The organism is Lactiplantibacillus sp. 3062 (assembly GCF_055413545.1).
On record NZ_JBVAYE010000005.1, the window covers coordinates 122,660 to 142,391 of the forward strand.

15 protein-coding genes are annotated in these 19,732 nt (G+C 39.5%); 5 read left to right on the top strand and 10 right to left on the bottom strand.

Translation table 11 applies throughout. From position 1 onward, the window contains the following. Window positions 1-2 precede the first annotated feature (2 nt). Window positions 3-1,850 (bottom strand): PTS beta-glucoside transporter subunit IIBCA, encoded by a 1,848-nt coding sequence (locus ACWQAU_RS09115; protein WP_027821720.1) that lies wholly within the window; start codon window positions 1,848-1,850, stop codon window positions 3-5. 340 nt (window positions 1,851-2,190) lie between these two features. Between ACWQAU_RS09115 and ACWQAU_RS09120 the strand changes: the two genes are divergently transcribed. Then, window positions 2,191-2,562, top strand: a complete 372-nt coding sequence (locus tag ACWQAU_RS09120; protein WP_027821719.1) for a YxeA family protein — start codon at window positions 2,191-2,193, stop codon at window positions 2,560-2,562. A gap of 131 nt (window positions 2,563-2,693) precedes the next feature. Here the strand turns inward: ACWQAU_RS09120 and tkt are convergent, their stop codons facing one another. The 4 genes from tkt to ACWQAU_RS09140 are packed head-to-tail and all read right to left on the bottom strand — an operon-like array spanning window position 2,694 to window position 8,549. After that, the gene (tkt, locus tag ACWQAU_RS09125; RefSeq protein ID WP_003642377.1) at window positions 2,694-4,685 is read right to left on the bottom strand and encodes a transketolase; all 1,992 of its coding nucleotides are present in this window, start codon (window positions 4,683-4,685) and stop codon (window positions 2,694-2,696) included. Window positions 4,686-4,734: 49 nt separating this feature from the next. Beyond that, on the bottom strand, window positions 4,735-6,111 hold the full coding sequence (locus tag ACWQAU_RS09130) for a PTS ascorbate transporter subunit IIC (RefSeq protein ID WP_027821718.1): 1,377 nt from the start codon (window positions 6,109-6,111) through the stop codon (window positions 4,735-4,737). A gap of 15 nt (window positions 6,112-6,126) precedes the next feature. Next, a complete protein-coding gene (locus tag ACWQAU_RS09135; RefSeq protein ID WP_003642379.1) occupies window positions 6,127-6,429 on the bottom strand; it encodes a PTS sugar transporter subunit IIB in 303 nt (100 codons plus the stop codon). Then, window positions 6,426-8,549 (bottom strand): BglG family transcription antiterminator, encoded by a 2,124-nt coding sequence (locus tag ACWQAU_RS09140; protein ID WP_027821717.1) that lies wholly within the window; start codon window positions 8,547-8,549, stop codon window positions 6,426-6,428. The genes ACWQAU_RS09135 and ACWQAU_RS09140 overlap by 4 nt, the downstream gene beginning before the upstream one ends. 695 nt (window positions 8,550-9,244) lie before the next feature. Between ACWQAU_RS09140 and ACWQAU_RS09145 the strand changes: the two genes are divergently transcribed. Next, window positions 9,245-10,516 carry a DUF805 domain-containing protein gene (locus ACWQAU_RS09145; RefSeq protein WP_021356561.1) on the top strand — a complete coding sequence of 424 codons (1,272 nt, stop codon included), beginning with the start codon at window positions 9,245-9,247 and terminating at the stop codon, window positions 10,514-10,516. Window positions 10,517-10,844: 328 nt separating this feature from the next. Here ACWQAU_RS09145 and ACWQAU_RS09150 read toward each other — a convergent pair whose 3' ends face one another. Further along, window positions 10,845-11,120 carry a DUF3781 domain-containing protein gene (locus tag ACWQAU_RS09150; RefSeq protein WP_003643422.1) on the bottom strand — a complete coding sequence of 92 codons (276 nt, stop codon included), beginning with the start codon at window positions 11,118-11,120 and terminating at the stop codon, window positions 10,845-10,847. A 108-nt stretch (window positions 11,121-11,228) separates the two neighbouring features. Here ACWQAU_RS09150 and ACWQAU_RS09155 point away from each other — a divergent pair, with 108 nt between their 5' ends. Beyond that, complete coding sequence (locus ACWQAU_RS09155) at window positions 11,229-11,816, top strand: type 1 glutamine amidotransferase family protein (RefSeq protein ID WP_003645351.1); 588 nt, start codon at window positions 11,229-11,231, stop codon at window positions 11,814-11,816. A gap of 378 nt (window positions 11,817-12,194) precedes the next feature. On the opposite strand, the gene ACWQAU_RS09160 is transcribed toward ACWQAU_RS09155, so the two are convergent. The 4 genes from ACWQAU_RS09160 to ACWQAU_RS09175 form a co-directional block, all read right to left on the bottom strand. Next, on the bottom strand, window positions 12,195-12,455 hold the full coding sequence (locus tag ACWQAU_RS09160; RefSeq protein ID WP_003645350.1) for a winged helix-turn-helix transcriptional regulator: 261 nt from the start codon (window positions 12,453-12,455) through the stop codon (window positions 12,195-12,197). A 358-nt stretch (window positions 12,456-12,813) separates the two neighbouring features. Then, complete coding sequence (locus tag ACWQAU_RS09165) at window positions 12,814-14,094, bottom strand: hypothetical protein (RefSeq protein ID WP_027821716.1); 1,281 nt, start codon at window positions 14,092-14,094, stop codon at window positions 12,814-12,816. 5 nt (window positions 14,095-14,099) lie between these two features. Next, window positions 14,100-14,813: an ABC transporter ATP-binding protein gene (locus tag ACWQAU_RS09170; RefSeq protein ID WP_027821715.1), complete on the bottom strand. Its 714-nt coding sequence runs from the start codon at window positions 14,811-14,813 to the stop codon at window positions 14,100-14,102. Beyond that, window positions 14,797-15,363 carry a helix-turn-helix domain-containing protein gene (locus ACWQAU_RS09175; protein WP_027821714.1) on the bottom strand — a complete coding sequence of 189 codons (567 nt, stop codon included), beginning with the start codon at window positions 15,361-15,363 and terminating at the stop codon, window positions 14,797-14,799. Before ACWQAU_RS09175 ends, ACWQAU_RS09170 begins: the two co-directional genes overlap by 17 nt. 883 nt (window positions 15,364-16,246) lie before the next feature. Between ACWQAU_RS09175 and ACWQAU_RS09180 the strand changes: the two genes are divergently transcribed. Continuing rightward, on the top strand, window positions 16,247-17,335 hold the full coding sequence (locus ACWQAU_RS09180) for an Ldh family oxidoreductase (RefSeq protein ID WP_015825986.1): 1,089 nt from the start codon (window positions 16,247-16,249) through the stop codon (window positions 17,333-17,335). A 506-nt stretch (window positions 17,336-17,841) separates the two neighbouring features. Beyond that, window positions 17,842-19,713, top strand: a complete 1,872-nt coding sequence (locus ACWQAU_RS09185) for a glucosaminidase domain-containing protein (RefSeq protein ID WP_228402976.1) — start codon at window positions 17,842-17,844, stop codon at window positions 19,711-19,713. Window positions 19,714-19,732 lie beyond the last annotated feature (19 nt).

Here is a 19,732-nt window from a genome sequence, read left to right on the forward strand (position 1 = left end):
AGCTAAACTCCTAACTTTGCAATATTCATAACAGATTGATTATCAAGTGTTTCATTACTCTCATCAACAGCAACGGTATAACTATCTTGGTTAGTCACAACCATCATAGTAATAGGGTTGTATCCGGCCGCTTTGATCTTAGCCACATCAAAAGTCTCAAGTAACTCACCCGCTTGGACATGTTGTCCAACTTGCACGTGAGATTCAAAATACTTTCCATTTAACTGGACAGTATCCAGGCCAATGTGAAACAGTAGCTCTGCCCCATTATCCGTACGCATGCCTAATGCGTGTTTGGTCTCATAAACCATCTCAATGGTACCATCTGTGGGTGCAATTAAGCTTCCTTCACTTGGTTCAACGGCGATCCCTTGACCGATTAGTCCTTGTGAAAAAACATCATCAGGAACATCAGCTAACGATAAAATCTTTCCGGCAACTGGTGCCATCAAATCTTCAGCAACTACAGTTGTCGTTGCTTCGCCAGTATCGCTTGCAGAACTAATCTCCTCATCATTCTTCCAGATAATTAGACCGATAACAAATGAAACAACGAATGAGATTCCAAATCCTATCAGAGCATGAATTAAATTAGCTGGATTACTTTTATCTACAAACATCGGTAGACTCGCTAATCCAGGTCCCACAATCGTAAAGCCAGATAAACCGGCAATTCCAACGTAGGCACCCCCAATCACGCCACCAGTAATAACACTGATGAGTGCTCGTTTGTGTTGTAAGGTAACCCCGTACAGTGCAGGTTCAGTGATACCAAACAGCGCCGAAATTCCAGCAGAAAGCGCAACCGCTCGTAGTTTGGTATCCTTGGTACGAAGTGCAATTGCAAAACATGTTCCGCTTTCTGAAATGTTGTGTGCCAATGATGCAGGTAAATACAATGATTCTTTGCCAACTGTACTAAACGTCGACACAACGTATGGAATCATCGGTTTGTGCATGCCAGTTGCGACCATGAATGGTAGAACACCGGCTAATAATGCTGTCGCTACCCAGCCTAGATGCGTATTTAGGAATAAAATAACACTGACAAAACCTTCCCCAACAACATAACCCAATGGTCCAAGGAATAGTAGCGTAATTGGTGCCGTAATCAGCATTGACATCATGGGCACAAAGAAAATTCGGATTGGTTTAGGTGAATACTTTGTAAAGAAACGTTCCATTAATGCATAAAACAAAACGCATAAAATTGCGGGAAATACTTGCGAACTATAAGTAACATTCGTAACGTGTAATCCAAACAAAGTAGTTCCTTTAGTCAGCATTGCTACTAAGTCTGGTAATATCAGCACACCGACTGTTGACACTGCCACAAGCGAGTTTACTTTAAGTTTCTGAGCCGTTGTAATTGCTACTAGAATTGGCAGTAGGTACAAAGGCGCTCCACCAACTAGGTTCAGGATTTGATAAGTTTGGCTCTTATCACTGATCCAACCAAACATGGCCAACAGCATTAACACGGCCTTTAAAATCCCACCACCAGCAATTGCTGGTACTAACGGTTGAAAGACACCAATGATAAAATCAAGGACAACTTTTCCCCATGATTGCTTGGGTCCCCTGGCAGTATTTTGCTGTGTACTGTTGCCTAACAATGCCTGAACTGCATCGAACATCTCAACAACATCATTACCAATAATTACCTGACATTGACCACCGGCAATAACAGCGCCAAGAACGCCATCAACCGTTTTCAATTTTTCCAAATCTGCCTTAGCAAAATCATTCAATGTAAAACGCAACCTAGTCGAACAATGAATCAGCGAGTTAATATTCTTTTCTCCACCGACGTTTAAAATAATTGCCTGTGCACTATCATTAAAATCCATCTTAATCACTCCTAACGACAAAAAACAGGACCTAAAAAGTTATCCGGACTAAGCCCGTTACTTTTTTAGATCCTGCCTGCATTACCAGTTACATGTCTAATTTATTTATCTACAAGTAACAATGTAAGCCTTTACATTAAAAATGTCAAATTTTTTTATTCCACTGTCTATCGAATAGTCTTAGCTTTCCAACAAGCTACCATCCGAATGATTGGCTTATTTTTAATTTTTTATTTAATTACTTGTTTTTCGTTTAGCATTGCATAAACTGCTATCCACCGTTTTCTATACCTCTTATGATTAATATCAGATTTAAATTAATCATTTGGAGGGATTATTAATGAAAAAAGCGGGAATTTTGGGACTAATCATCACTATTATCGTATTAGTACCAGTTGGTCTCGGTTTCAACTGGTACCACTCAAATTACGGAACAAAAACATACTATACTCAAATCACGACTAAAGGTGAACGTAAAACCGGGAAAGATGATTCCGGCAAGCCCTATGTCTACTACCATTACTCACAACCTGGATACAGCGACAATGGTTTTAAGAAAGAGCTCGATTTTGATAGCGTCCTACCACGCTCACTCAAGATGCACGCTTATCTCAAAGTCGGTTATAATGACAAACGCCAACAAGTGATTAACTGGGAAAAAGTTAATCAAAAAGACATTCCCCAAGCAGCACTGAATAGAATCCAAAAGTAATGACATAGGTCAGATGATCACCTATTATTTCACACAAAAATTTAAAATGGCATAGTATCCTATACGGACTCCATGCCATTTTAAAAATTACATGCTTAATATTATATCATTCAACTTCGAATTGAATATAACTATCCACGAAAATGTTGTAAATAAGTTTGAGCAATATTCTCTGAGGAAAACCCAAATCTTTGAATAATTTCATCAACCGGCCCACTAGCCCCAAAGTGGTCCAAACCGATATTGACACCATCAAGACCAGTGAATCGATACCAAGATTGAGTAGAGCCCATCTCTACCGACATGCGATTTCTAACGGTCGGATCAAGCACCTTATCTCGATATGATTTAGGTTGTTGTAAAAACAGCTCAGTACTTGGCATGGAAACTACTTCTACATTGATATTTTGCCTTTTCAATTTGGTTTGAGCCTCTATTGAAATACTTACTTCTGAACCCGTTGCAATTATTATCCCATCTGAATTGCTTACACCAGACGGTGATACAATATAACCACCCCTTTTAACACACTCTTTTGCATACTTTAATGAACCTTCAAGTACTGGAAGTGCTTGGCGTGACATTGCAATCACCACTGGTCCATGATTTTTATTTAATGCATAGTCCCATACTGACTGTGTTTCAATCGCATCTGCTGGCCGAAATACAGTCAACCCTGGCATCGCACGTAATCCATCCAATTGTTCAACTGGTTGATGCGTAGGCCCATCTTGCCCTAGCGCAATTGAATCATGACTAAACGCGAAGATTGCAGGAATTCTTTGCAAAGCTGCCATACGAATCGCATTTTTCATATAATCACTAAAGACAAAGAATGTACTCCCAAACGTTCTACTTCCCCCAAATAACGTTATTCCGTTTACAGCTGCTGCTTGTGCAAATTCTCGTACACCATAAAACACATTTTTATTTTGATACTGACCTGGTTCAAAACCATCATCATTCTCAAAATAAGTTTTATTACTACTGGACAAATCTGCCGAGCCGCCCCAAAAATTCAATGGCGTATGAGCTGATTTCTGAATGAGTTTATGCACCGTCATTCGCACAGCCTCTGTATCACCAGCATTGTATTGTAAACTGATATCTCCCGTAGCGGCTTGATTAGAAAAATTAACTTCAAAATTTTGTGCCAGCTCTTCGTTTACCTTTTTAAGCTTATGCAATTCGTTTTGCCATGATACATATCGTTGTTGTCCTTCTTGCAAAATTTCGGCATAACGTTGATGAACTTCATCAGGAACTTCAAATGGTTCATAATCCCAGCCCAAATCATGCATTGTCTGTCGACATTCACCAGCTGTAAGTGGATTTCCATGAACAGTGTTTTCACCTGCATGTGGCGATCCATACCCCAAAACCGTTTTAACTTCAATAATCGTCGGTCGTTCCTGTTCAGCCTCAGCTAGTTTTAGAGCATTGTCAATCTCATCTAGATTATTGCCATCTTCAACCCGCAAATAATTCCAGCCATATGCCTTAAATCGTTCTCCTGCATCATCGCCCAACGTTTTACTTGCCTGTGCGTCTAACGTTACGTCATTTGAATCATACATAACAATCAAATTATTCAGTTTCAAATGGCCTGCCAAACTTGCCGATTCATGACTGATTCCTTCCATTAAGTCCCCATCACTAGCAATTACATAGACACGGCTATTTAAAATTTTGATGTCATCAACATTATACTTAGTTCCTAAATGTTTGCTGGCCATTGCCATCCCAACAGCCATACCAAGGCCTTGTCCAAGCGGTCCAGTGGCCGCATCAACACCAGGTGTAATCAATTCTGGATGTCCTGGTGTCAAACTATCAAGACGCCTGAAGTTTTTCAAATCATCTACGGTTATACCATAACCTGCCAAATATAGCATCGCGTACAACATCGACGAACTGTGCCCAGCAGATAATACAAATCGATCGCGATTTGGCCAATTTGGATGTTTAGGATCAATCCGTAAATGCTTTTTATACGTGACATAAGCCATCGGCGCGGCATCAAGCGGCATACCGGGGTGCCCGGATTCAGCATGTTCAATCATATCAATACTAAGTGCTCGAATCGCATTGACTGCTTTTGTATCCATTTCATCAAAACTCATTTTTCTACCACCTTATTAATAAGAATACTCAGAAGAAAAGAATTATTATCTAGGCATTAGCCTTATTTTGCCCGGTCTTATCAGCGCTATGTTTACTTGCAATAATCGAAGCAACAATAAATAAGATTAGCGAAATAACAATCGCGGCAATAATCATTACAACGCCACCGTTAACACCCGACCAGCCAATCAAAGAACCAATCACACCAAAGTCAGCATCTGAGAAGGTTGCACCACCTAAACCAATTTTTCCAAGAACCGGTAGTAAGGCTAATGGAAGAAAGCTGATTAAAATACCTTGAGAAAATGCGCCAATAATTGCGCCACGCCGTCCCCCAACAGCATTGCCAATGACACCAGAAGTAGCACCGCACATAAAGTGTGCAACAACACCCGGAATGACAATAACTGTGTGTAAGCCAATCATAATGAACATACTAACAACTCCGCCAATAAAGCTAGCAAAAAAGCCAACAATCGTTGCGTTTGGCGCATATGGGAAAATAATTGGGCAATCTAGTGCTGGTACAGAGTTAGGCACCAGATTTTCCGAAATCCCCTTAAATGCAGGAATAATTTCATTTAAAATTAACCGCACACCTGCAAGAATAACGTAAACACCACCTGCAAAAGTTCCGGCCTGAATTAAGGCAAATACAATATAATTCATCCCTGAACTCATTTTTCCAACAAATTCTGGCCCGGCAAACAAAGCCAAAATAATGTAAATAACGGCCATTGTAATGGTAATTGCAACCGTTGAATCACGTAGAAACGATACACTCTTTGGAATATTTAAGTCTTCAGTTGACTTACTCTTGTCACCAGTAAACTTAGCGATTAATCCAGCAAACGCATAACCAAAATCACCGGTATGTGCTAACGCCACTGTATTGCCACCTGTTACTTCACGTAGAAACGGTTGTACCAAAGCAGGGCTAACTGTATCCCAAATTCCTAAAATAAGACCTCCGAATAACACTTCTGTAGCGAATCCAAAACCTGCTACTTGCATAATAACTGCAAGCATTGCAGCCATATACAACATTACGTGGCCTGAAAGGTAGATGTATTTAAAATGACTAAATCGTGCCAAGATTACATTAACAATCATACTTACCAACATAATTAAAGCCGTTGCTGTCCCATATTCGACTAAAACGGTTGCCACGACGGCTTCATTATTAGGAACAACTCCCTGAACACCAAAAGCATGCATAAACATCTTGCTCATCGGCGCTAATGAAGTGCTGACAATACCAGCACCACCGCTCAAAACTAAGAAACCAATGAAGGTCTTAATTCCACTGCTAACTGTGTCAGAAAAGGACTTCTTTTGTAATGCCTGTCCTAGAATAGCAATTAATCCAACCAAAATAGCTGGCGTACGAACAATACTAATAATGGCATTTAATGTAGCTTGCATCGTAAACAATACCTCCTATTTATTTTCAATACCTGCATCTTTTAAATATGTCGTAACCTTAGTCTTCAATTCCTCTTTATCAATAATACTGTCTAGAACAGTCACTTTATCAATTCCAAGACGATCCTTAGCCGCATCCGCTAAATCCTTACCAACAAAGAAATGATCAGCAGAATTTTCATTGGCACTCCCCATATCCATATGGGTCGTTTTAACACGGTCTTCTAGACCTAATCCCTTAACAATATCTGCCATGTTCATATCAACCATAAAACTTGAACCAAGTCCGGTGCTACATACAGCTGCTAATGTTTTCATAACTGTTTTTCTCCTTCCGCAATAACGCTCTCAACTTCACTAACCTTTCTAGCATCTAATAACTGCTTTAAACGGTTCTTATCTCCAAGCATACTGGCCAATTCTGCCAACGCTTTTAAGTGTGAGCGATCATCTGATGCTGCTAAAACAAAAATTAACTGAATCCGGTGCTGATTATCCAATAATTCAATTGGTTCATCTAAGCATAACAATGCCATTCCGAGTTTATTGACACCCTCTTCTGGTCTTGCGTGTGCGAATGCAATTCGATCACCAATATTAATGTAAGGTCCATTGCTATAAACGTTTTGAATCATCGCATCAATATAGCTTTGTTCAACATTGCCACTGCTGAGAAGTGGTAATGTTGCTAATGCAATTGCTTGCTGCCAATCTAAATGACTGGCAGTTGCAAACTGGATTGTATTTTTATTAATCAGTTCACTTAACAACGGTTGATACCCCCTCTCATATTTAGAATATGGTTTAACAGAAAAGCTAAGCACTTCTTTAATACTTGTAATTAAACCAGTCTGATTTATAATCTTCGCATTATCAGAAATTACATCTAACAAGGCTGAAATTTTATTAGGCGGCAAAGTCGGCATTACAATCCCTTGAACAGCAAGTTGTTTTGTTAATTCATTTATTTCCCGATCATTCATGATAGGATGTAGCACTAGTACTTCTCTATTTTTCTTATCAAGTGGTATTGTGGAAAGCACAACACTCTCAGATATTTGAGTCATGCTATTATAATTGCGTTTCGTAATTGGTCCTACAAATTTTAAACCTTTGAACGCCGATTCAAGTTGTACCTTCAGCATTCTTGAAGTTCCAAGTCCTGTTGAACAAACCAGTAAAGCTGATCCCAAGTGCGATTCATCTTGATACATTTGCGACCCAAAATAGATAGCAATCAATGACAACTCATTTTCATTCAATGGATAATTGTTTAATTTCTCAAATGGGCGAATTGATAACTCAGTATAGGTATAAATATCTGGATAATTCTCTTCAATTGCTTTCACCATGCCGTCTCGATATTGTCGATGATATTTCACTCGATAATAAGTAGAGAGTAAATGAACATATAGCTCACTTGTTAATTGACGACGATCATAAAATGAAAAACCTGTAATTTGCTGGAAACTCTCAACGACCTCAATTGCAGCCTTATAAACTTTAGTCTTAACATTGTCTCGCTCATCCGGCTCAACAGAATGTAATTGTCCACTCAATAACAAGCTTTCAAGATATAAAGCCTCTGAATCATGGCTTCCAACTTCAACGCCCACTTGAGCTAACAAATTACTAGCTAGTCCAAATTCTTTTTTGTTTCGTAGCTCTCTTCGATCATCTATATTGCTTGGAAATGTATCTTGTGGGATAAAACATCCTGACAGAATACGCTTTAAGACAAACGCATAATAAAACTCAATCATTCTGATGGCATCATCGGAAAATGCCCGCTCGCTTTGCCGCTCAACCAGATGTATCCAGTCATTTAACATCGTATTAAGTCCAACCGTATCTTTGCCCGCAAAGAATGAATTATCCGCTTGATATTTCTGGACCCAATCATAGCCATCAATTAAAGCGGTAAAATGAACTTGAAAATAGTTACGGATCGTAAGCTCTTGTCCCCTTAGTGAGTGTCCATCCTTCGTGCCAACTAATTCAATCCGGTTTTCGCCAAGTTCTTTTCGAACTCTCGACAAGTCTGAAATCACAGTATTACGAGCGACACCTGTAATATTCATAAGTTGCGAGATTGTAATATCACGTTCTCCAACAAATAGTGCTAATAATAAAATATTTCGTCGATCTGTGAACTGCACACGATGCACTCGCTTATCAGGTTCACCATCTTTTCCATTTATTAAATCTTTAACATATAATTTACTGTCACGTGTTAAGTAGTACCCTGATCCATTAACATTTCGTGGTGGTTCAATACCGACACTAATTAATTTTCTTGAAACATTATTCAAGTAGTTATAGACCGAGCGTCGTGAAACCTGTAACGATGCCGCTAAACTTTCAGTAGATAAATAGTGTGATCCTTCTGCTAACACTTGTAGAAGTCGTCTTTCTTGATTAGTAAGTTTGTCAGCCATGGCTTAATCCCTCCTACACTGCTCATTATTGCAAACGCTATCATTTTTAAAAAGTGCAATATTTTCAGTCATACTTTGTGCAAATTTGCTTGTTAGGTAGAAATGTATGATTCAAAGAAAGATAAACATTCTATATTTCACCTACTATGTTCAAAAAACAAATGTAAAATACTCACATCTCGTTCTTTTAGACTACTAATCTAAGCAGCAAATAACAATATAGATACATCGTTTGAACACCATGAATAGCAAAAACAAAAAGCACACCATATTAATTGGCATGCCTTCAGGAGTCTTATAGTTTTCAAACTATTACTTAATCACGGATGATACCGTTGAGTGATAACTCAATTAATCAGCTTTGTTCATAATGGCCGTCCGGAAGTAGACCATTTCTACTTTTGAACTCAGGACCGATAGTTCAACGTTGCTCCCGTTCAAAGTTAATCTCTATTTCATTGTTATTTTACTGAGGCTTAGAGTTACCGCTTTTAGTTTTCAACAAAGCAAATAAATAACTATTTAAGTCTATTATTGAACAAAATATGAATTTAGTATTAATATTTTGTTAATACTTTTAACTAGTTATGATATGCTTGTTTTCGGCTGCCATAATCATTCACTCGGCCATATAATAAAATTCTACTTATATTCATAACATTTCGCCTAGTATAAGTACTCCAGGAGGAACATCGATGTCAGAAACAAAGTATTGTATTAACTGTGGAAAAGCGATTCCTACTAACGCGACCTTTTGCCCTTTTTGTGGCGCAACTCAGGACAAAGTCGCTTCCACTGAAGATCAGAACACCATTACTTCCGAGCAGCACAACACACCTAATCAACCAGAACATGTCAATATGTGGACCGCACTAAAGCTAGGAATGCGTCAAACCTTTACTTGGTCACAACGGATTACGCGGCCTCAATATTGGTGGCTTTACTTAGATTTGGTCCTAATTTCCCTAGTTTTAACCATCGTACTTGGTATCAGAGCATACAGTTATCCAGCTTTTATCCTCAGCCCATTACACGTTAATGTTTTACAAACCGTGCTGTTATTGATTTTTTCAGCGCTCATGGTTTGGACTTCAGTGATGCAATTCACAGCCAGTGCGCGGCGACTCCACGACTCTAATCGGTCAGCGCATTATTTATGGTTCTATCTGCTTCCACTTGTCGGCCCCATTTTAATCATTGTTTTCCTATGCCAACGCTCTGAACCAGCTGGAAAACGTTTCGACCGTTTAGCTAGCCAACCAAAACCTTGGACACACAAATGGTGGACTTGGTGCCTACTAGTCTTATTGACATTGGGATACGCCGCTCTCATTAACATAACGGCCCGTGATACTGCCATGGACGCTGCTCTAACGACAACTTCCAAGTCAGCTGCAACTAACTCTGACGACAGTTACAGCGATAGCGACAGTGAAGAATCTAGTGATAGCACGGACTCTGACTCAGATTCAGAATCAGATTCAGACTCTGACAGTATCACGATTGGCGATGACGACATCGATATCGCCGATCAAAAAGCTTACAGTACCTCATTTACCGACAGTAGCTGGGCGAAATCCACATTTAAAATCGATAAAGTCACGGTCTACAAAACGGACGGCACTTATACTAGCGGTAGCGGTAATGACAAGAAAGATTTTAACGGCGTCGTAAAAGTTCACATGAGTATCCATGCTGGGCAAGATATTTCAGCCTATCCGACCCAGGCCAAACTCAGCACGAACGACGGTCAACAAGTCGAAGCCGACATGGATAGCGATGATTTTGACGGTGATTTAAACAGTGGTACCGATTCTGACGGTAACGTATACTTTGTTTTATCAAAATTATCCAGCGTTAAAGACATCACTAGTATTCGCCTAAAATGGGATGCTAGTTATGATACTGACGATTATGACGACGATAACGCTTATAAGACATTTGACACAACGCTTAATTTAAACTAGTTATCAATTAATACTGGTTTATAAGCTGTTTAATCCGTCAAATCGGTGACGGCTCGTAATTAAATCACGTCCAAATATATACACACAATAAATTCCCCCATCAGCTAGATTTCCATACTAGCCTGATAGGGGGATTTATTGCTTTTAAAGTGTGCTACACTCCTGTAATTATTCTCAACTAACATTAATTAACTTTTTAAGTATTTCGCTTTATTTCGTAAGAAGCACTTCACTGCATCATCCAAGTAAAACCCATTTTCCATTGCCAAAATACTCAACCACCACACGGATTCACTAATATTTTTATTACTTTTAGCTGTTTTATTGATTAAAAGCCGTCGACTTCTGTGTATTTACTAGCTGTAATTAAGCGATAATTACCAGCATTGACTGTTAGTTCTACCCGCGCTTTACGACTTCGGATATAATAATTTTTCCCACACCTTTTGATTTCATCTGGTTGTATCAGAATATGATTGACTAAATCTTTAATTTCAACTTCGCTTAAATTAACGGCTAATTTCTTATTAATACGTTGAAAGACCCGTGGTGTATAGCAAATATGTGTTCTAATTAACTCAAGAATTACGGATTGTTTGCTCATTTACTGCCCTCCAACATTTAATCATGCACTTGTTTTTTAGAACGTACGTTCCTATAATTAAGGATAACATATTCGGTTCTGAAAATATATTTTCCTCTGGAGGTCAACATGAAAACTGCATTATTTCTAATGCTAGATCAATACGCAGATTGGGAAGCTTCTTATCTAGCTAGTCAATTAAATCAAAGCACTGACTGGCAAGTTAAAACGACTTCAACAACACCATTGGTTACGTCAATTGGTGGCTTCACCACTAAAGTTGACTATCAACTGGATTGTTTACCAACTATTGACTTATTAATCCTAATTGGTGGTAACTCTTGGAATATCAATAATTCATTATTATATTCACTAGTTCAGCAACACCTCAATGCCTCAAAACCAGTTGGCGCAATCTGTGGTGCGGTAGATTACTTAGCCCAAAACGGTTTTTTAACTGGTTATCAGCATACCGGCAATTCACTGGCGATGTGGCACAATTATCCTAACTATCAAAACTCAGCCGACTTTCATGAACAGCAAGTCATTAGCGACAAGAATCTAGTCACAGCTAACGGCACAGCGGCACTGGCATTTACTGCCGCCGTTTTACAACTAATTCATTTTCAATCTAGTGAAGAACTAACCCGAACTATCGATCTATACCGCTTAGGATTTTACCAATACTGTCAAAAATATGGTAATCCGTTCGGCTAAGTTTTTCCAAAAACTAATCTTGTCAGTTAAAACAACGTCAACACTCGCGCCAAATTCTGCCGCATAATGCAGACACCTTCTTGGATAGATAAATCATGCGTATTAAATAAAACAATATTCCCAATAAAAGTTTCAAAGAAGAGTTGTTCATTAGCTTTCAGAATTTAAAAGCAATATTATCATTTTAGTTATGCGGTTCAAGGGCAAGTGACATCGCCATTCGACCCAACTCTGGGCTCGATAGTCACTTAGTTCTACCTAAAAACGAGATCCAAGCACGTATGAAGACGTCGCTGGATCTCGTTTTTTAATTTTTATGACGACAATTAGTGCCGTGAATAAACCGGAGCATGCTCGTTCTTAACCGATTTCACTTAATTAAGCTTGGTAATCCTGATAGTCTACCGCAAAGTTCTCCAAAGCCTTCAAAACAGGCAAGAACTTCTCTCCTAATGGGGTGAGTGAATATTCAACCTTTGGTGACACCGGTGGATAAACCTTGCGATTGAGTTCACCAAAACGCAAGACCCGCTGACTAAGGAAATACAGAATAACCATGCTCCATTTTCCGCGAACGACTTTTTGAACACTGGCAAATGGACAATCCAAAAAGTTTTCATCCGATACCGATTCATTCATAATATTTACTATCCCTGTTCATAATTAATCAATCGTACGACGTTAACTGATAACCACTATTATACTAAAGATTGTCCGGCCACCGTCGTTCATGATACCGTATTTGTCTAGATAGCTATTTTATTTCTTTACTAATACTAGTTTAGAACAGATTAGTGCTCGGGTAAGCGCGTCCGCTCACGATAAAACCAGCTAAACATTGGTCGTTTCCTGGTCAAAGACAATTACCCGTTTACCTTGATTACCACCCTGTTCAAAATCAAGATGGGCCTGTTTGACCGTGGCGAGCGTAAATGGGTAGCTTTATACGACTACTACGCCAAGGTTGCCATATAGCTGTTGAAAATAAATCAGCAAATTATTGTCTACCCGTTTCAGCCCTCTCCAAGTGAGCAAAAACTTCTTTCCATGCAACCATCGTCAACGTTACCCATGTCAGCATTGAAACACCCATCGGTAGCCCAAAGGCCGACATTAAACTGATTTGTATCCTAACTTGCGTATGCCATGCAAGCATCAGCAATGCACCATACAAAGTAAGATTCGTAATCATCGCCGTTATTAACAGCGGTACAATTTGAAAACAGCACTCCAAGCTACGTTCCTGCAACAGCATCCTAGCACTGAATCCTAATTGCTCTAATTGTTGGAAGTTTTGCTCTTGTTGGCGTCCGCTTAACATCGCAACAGAAATTATATTAGCAATAACTAGTAGTCCCGGTGCCCCTACATAAACAATAAACGAAACAATGACATTCTTAATATCTTGACCACCAGTCCCACCAAGTCCGTAAAGTAACACTATTAACCCATAACTGAGGGATTGCAATGCTAGTATTGGCACATTAACATTGGCATTAATCATCACTTGGCAACTTGCTAATTTGAATAGTCCAGATGGTGTTAACTTCGTTATCCGTCCAGAAAGCCACATCAGTAATTGTCTGCCAATTTGAGTCTGGACTAGAATTAACCAAAATAATAGTACAAGGAAAACACCTCCACTATCTTCTTGTGTATTGGTCACTAACACTTGGTAATTCGCTATGCTCAATCCCACTAGCGATATAGCGAATAAGAGCATGTTGAAAATTCGTCTATGGTGTTGTCGCAATAATCGGTATGTGTTAATTAGACCAGATAAAACTGCAACCCCCGCTACAATTAAACTAGTCATCAGGCCAACCTTGACAGATGGTCTAAAGACCAAGTTCGGCAACCATGTGCGGCCAATGTAAAATTGCAATAATCCGTATAGCGGCTTTATACTTAGCATTGATAAACTATAACCAACCCAACTACTTAAGAAAGCTGTCAACCCCATCTGCACAGCGATTAAAAGTGCCAATTGATGCTGATTAGCACCTAAAACCACCCATAACTGGTATTCATTAGCCAACTCCTGCATAATCAGTCGAATAACTTCACCTAAAACAAATAATAGTGTTATTCCACCAAAAACCATTGGCATGATAAACAATGGTAATGGATCAATGTGTGAAGAAAACGTTACACGGCTCAACGTATCGATACCAGTTAAGCAAAAGCCAATAAGCCAGCCAGAAATAATAAAAATAAAATTTCCCGTCATCCAAGACTTCCAAGAATATTGAAATTGATGAATACTTAATGACACCATAGTCATTACCCCCGTATACTATCCATTTGAGTAAAGAGTTGATCAACTGACGGGCGTTCGATCTCAGAAACAATGTGACCATCGCTTAGGATTAATGCACGATCAGTACGGGCTGCCTGTTCAATATCATGAGTTACCATGATGATGCAGACACCATTATTAGCCAACTCTCGTAATTGTTGAAATATTACCTCCCGGGACATTGAGTCTAGAGCACCTGTTGGTTCATCTGCAAAGATAATTTTGGCATGCATAACTAGGGTTCTAGCAATCGCAACCTTTTGCTGTTCTCCACCTGATAATTGGCTAGGAAACTGACTTAAACTAGCCTTAAAATTTAAATCACCTAATAACGTCTCAACGTTAACTTTGCTTATTCGTTGATGGTTCAAACGTAAGGGTAGTATCACGTTGTCTAAAACATTTAACGCTGGCAATAAATTATACGATTGAAAAATCGTACTAATCGTTGTGCGCCGTAATTGCGCCAATTTTTGTGCAGATAAGCTTTGGATACACTGTCCATCAATGTAAACCTCACCAGAGGTTGGTTTTACTAATCCTGATAGACAGTTCAATAAAGTCGTTTTTCCTGAGCCAGAAGGACCAATAACACTTAAAAACTCGCCAGTTTTAGCGTGAATCGTTGTTTCATGCAATATCTCAACATCATGATCCGCAAGTTGAATTTGCTTGCTAATCTTATTTGCGATAATCATCATTAGCCTCCCTCGGTATTACCTCATACACAATTGAATTTACATTATACCGATAATAGGCTTTTAAAATGCAACCGATATAACATGTAATTTTCCAAGCAATTGGAATAACAACCAACGACATGAGCAACATACCACAACTAATCATCAAACGACCAATGTCAAAAATATGAGCAGCAGTGATGAACTGCCAAATAATCACAACTGGTGCAGCCAAACCGGCACCTAGCATACCCCACACTGTTAATAAAACTGTTAATAATACAATCGCAATTAGCCAAAATAAGATAAAGTTAACAAAAACACTACCAACAAATGCAAAAAAATTAAATCGACGCATAATAATTTGATCTTCACCAAAAAAACAAGCTGTTGGTACATCAAATAGTTCACTCAAATCCTGAACAGCTTTTACTGGTAATGTATGCTTTCCATTTTCCCACCTAGCAACAGTCTGCTGTGTAACAAATAATTTTTCCGCAACTTGATTTTGCGTTAACTTCAATTCTAATCGCTTTGCTTTAATACGTTGTCCAATTGAATCTCCCATTTATTCTTCCCCCTCCGACTACACTTATTTACCCATTTTATGAGCTAAATAGCTAACAATTTATTTGATAGGTGCTCAAAATCATTGATATATCAGAATTTCAAATCAATATAGACGCAACAATTCTAATTGAGCCAGTGCCTAAACTAAAGAATTTCATTGAATCAGATTACAAAAAGTTATTACTAACCACGTAATCCCCATCTATTAATTTCACATCATATCTAATAAATCTGTTGATAACTTCTACATCATAAAAGTTATGCACTGTGGATGGCTGGATTCACCACAATTATCCTCATTTTCCTTACTTATCCCCAGATACTCATGCACTTACCCACAAATAAGTCATGTTATTAACATTTACAGTCATTAGTCCCAACTAATTACCGATTTGTCATCTAATTCCTTTAACTTATCCACAAGCACGCGTGCAACAACTGCAACCATTCGCAACTAATTCAACTTACCATTCTAGTCTGCACATTGACCAGCAATACCTAAACCGCAATTTCGCGGTCTCAGCGCTAGCATCAGCCAACGTCGCAGCCGCAATTTATTTCGTCCAATTCATCACCAGCTACTAATGAGGGCCACCCTAAACAGGCCATCAGTTAACGGCACACTTTATTGATGACCCCTTTAGTTATACCTAATTTATGATTGGTCCGTGCCATATGACCCGGCATTAGCTTTGAGTTAGTCTGACCTCAATTCCATGCGCTTTGAAGACTCAGGTTGACCTGTTATATGATGACACTTTTAATTAGTTTACGATTAACGGATTATTAAAATTTAATTGACATTCAAAGTCCTTATTATTATCATATTATAATATACAGGGCTGTCACTTAAGTCTATTTCAAATAACGTGGTGAATGTAATGGTAAAACGATACAATAGCAAAAAAATTGAACAACTGATTTACAATATTTACAAAGGTTACGGCTTTACCGAAGAAGAAAGCCAAGAAGTCGCCCACATGTTGATCTACACCGATTTGATTGGCATTGAATCCCATGGCGTCCAGCGAATGATCATGTATGACGACTTCATTCGTAACGGTAAGATTCGCGTACATAATCGGCCAGAAGTTGTTAAAGAAACCGATGTTAGTGCGGTCGTTGACGCGCACTTTGGCTTGGGTCAATTGAACGGTATCTATAGCATGCGCCTAGCCATTGAAAAAGCAAAACAACACGGTATCGGTATCGTTACGACTCGTAACTCCGGTCACTATGGTATTGCAGGTTACTATGCCAACATGGCTGCCGAAGAAGGTCTGATTGGCCTGTCGTCGTGCAATTCACGTTCAGCGATGTTACCCACTCATGCTACCAAAGCATTGGTCGGCACCAACCCAATTGCCTTTGCCATGCCAGCCAACCCGAACACATTTATCTTCGACGCGGCCACAACGACGGTGCCACAAGGTAAAATTGAAGTTTATCGTAAATTAGGTAAAGATATGCCCGCATTATGGGTCGCTAAGGATGGCGAAACGCCCGTTAATAGCCATAACGATACCAAAGACTTGGATGCCCTCCGTGATTTAGATTCCAATGTTGGTTTAGCTCCATTAGGTGGCGTTACCGAAGACACCGGTAGCCACAAAGGGTTCGGTCTCGGTGTCATCGTCGAGGTTTTCACAGCAATCCTTTCAATGGGCAACACCTCCAACGAAATTACTCCGGACGACCTTTCCGTGGGCCCTTGTCAGAGCTTTGTCGCCATCGATCCTTCAATCTTTGGTGATAAGGATGCCATTATTGCTAAGTTTTCAGCTTACTTGCAAGCCATTCGCGACCTACCATCCGTTCCCGGCAAACCAGTCATCGTTGCCGGCGATAAGGAAGCTGCCGCGTATCAAGACCGGTCAGCTAACGGCATCGAGATTGATGACAAGACACTCGCAGAAGTTACCGGAATCGCCAAGCGACTAGGGATCGACTACGCGCAATATGTTGATTAACTAATTTTGTTATTCACCTAATTTAAAAACCAGCAAATACCGATGTCCTGAATAATCAGGGACATTGGTATTTGCTGGTTTATTTGTGTTTGGCTTATAACGTAAACATTCGCCAATCAGCAAGTCCGCGTTGAGCAACCTCTAATAACCGTTGTTTTTATCGCCATCGCCACAAAACATTGGTACTTTCAGTAGTCACGCGTTAAAGGTGCAAGCAATGGTCGTTAGTCTTATTATACCTACACGGCTACCACTTTACTGCCAACAATCACATCACTACCACTTAGCGCCCACCCTAAAAGACTGCGACCCTAAATTAATTTGGAAACTTTCCTGACTATGATTTTTCCACACCGTATCAGTCTCAAAAAATCCACAGTTACCCAAGCAGGTCAGTTTACACCCGCTATAATCATCAAGACGAACCTTACTTACAACTATTCATTTAATTTGACGTTTCCATCCGAATAACCAGGTGCTAGGATTCAACTCGTGGAAATAATCACGTGGCTGTTGTGATTTTTTCATTTATCGCACAGAAACTGGAGGAATATTCTATAAAAAAATGGAGTACGTATAACAAGAACACTAGTCATAAGATTGTCGAACTCAGTTCTATTGTCGTAATGAGCAGTGTTTTAGGAATTATATTAGCAAAGCCTGTACAAGGGAAAGCTGATCAAACATCAAGTCCTAGTACCACTAAAGTTAAAGCCGCAACTTCAGGTGCTACCTCAGAAGTATCATCAATTAGTACAATTACGGCTAACAGTGCTACTAACGTGTCTTCAGCAATCCATCAATTTTCAACAGCAACTACTACTAGCCAGCAGGCCAGTTCAACCACTAGTAATATTTCCACAACTACAGCAAGCAAACAAATATCTAAATCCACTACTGGTAAGCTAAATTCAAATGAGACAGCAACTACAAGTAATAGCGCGGCTACCTCCGTAGCCAGTACGGCACCATATATACCAGCAAAATCTAATGTCAGTTTCACCGACAACATCAAGTCAACTATTGCAAATACTCCGACAACGGTAGCAGCACCAGCTATTCCTAGTCATAGCACGCAATTTATTGATGATTCAGCCCCTATCACATCCCCGACACCCGTTACAACTAATTCTATCCATGTTCGACCATTTACAGTACATAGTTCATTTTCGTTTAAACCAGGTCAATTTTTACGCTTCACACTTCCTAATGTTGCTTTACTTCGCGATGACGTTGAACAAGGTGTTCCAAATTACGTAAAAAACTTTTTCATTGCAATTAAACCTGGTGCAATGATTGGGTGGTCACAATATCATATTCTACCATCCATTTCTGGAGCACAAGCATTACTCGAAAGTGGTTGGGGAAAATCCACATTATCAGTTCAAGGTCATAATTTATTTGGAATCAAAGGCTCATATCATGGTCATTCTATTGAAATGCCAACAACAGAATATTTAAATGGCGAAGACGTAACGATTGAGGCTACCTTTCGAAAATACCCAGACTGGGCAACTAGTATTGTTGATCATGGCGCATTCCTTAATCAAAATTCTCGTTACCGTAATTTGCTTGGAGTAAAAAATTATTCGACCGTTGCATGGGATTTGCAAAACGATGGCTACGCAACGGCACCTAACTATGCCACTTCATTAATTAATGCCATTCAAGATTACGATCTGCAGGAATGGGATCAAGAAGCCTTTACAGGCAATACTGGTTCGACAACTACAACCACCGGTAACCACAGGTCCGGCACTTATACCTTTATTCAGAATTCGAATATCCGGACAGAACCATCCTTATCTGCACCTATCATTGGTGTTTATTATCTTGGGGACGTGGTTAATTACACAGGTCAGATTAAAGCTGAAGGATATACTTGGTTACAATATCTTGCTAGTACCGGTGCAATCCATTACGTTGCTTTGCCAAGTACGGTAAGTATTCCGTCAACATCGACATATACGCCAACCAATCCTATGAGAAATGTATCTGGCACTTATACATTTACTGAGAACACAAACATTCGGACTGCACCTTCACTATCGGCACCCGTTGTCGGTACTTACTATCCTGGTGATTCAGTTACTTACACAGGTCAAGTTAACGCTGAGGGATATATCTGGTTACAGTATCTTTCCGGCTCTGGCAATACGCGTTACGTTGCAATGAGTGGCACCTCAGCACAATACAATACCAACAATATTTCGGGTACTTTTACCTTTACTCAACAAACCAACATCCGAACTGCACCATCAACGTCAGCGTCAATAGTTGGGGTCTACTACCCCGGTGACTCTGTTATTTATAACGCCCAGATTACTGCTGACGGTTACAATACATTTCTGGCTCTGGCACCCTCCGCTATGCAGTAATGTAAAATTAAGGAGTATG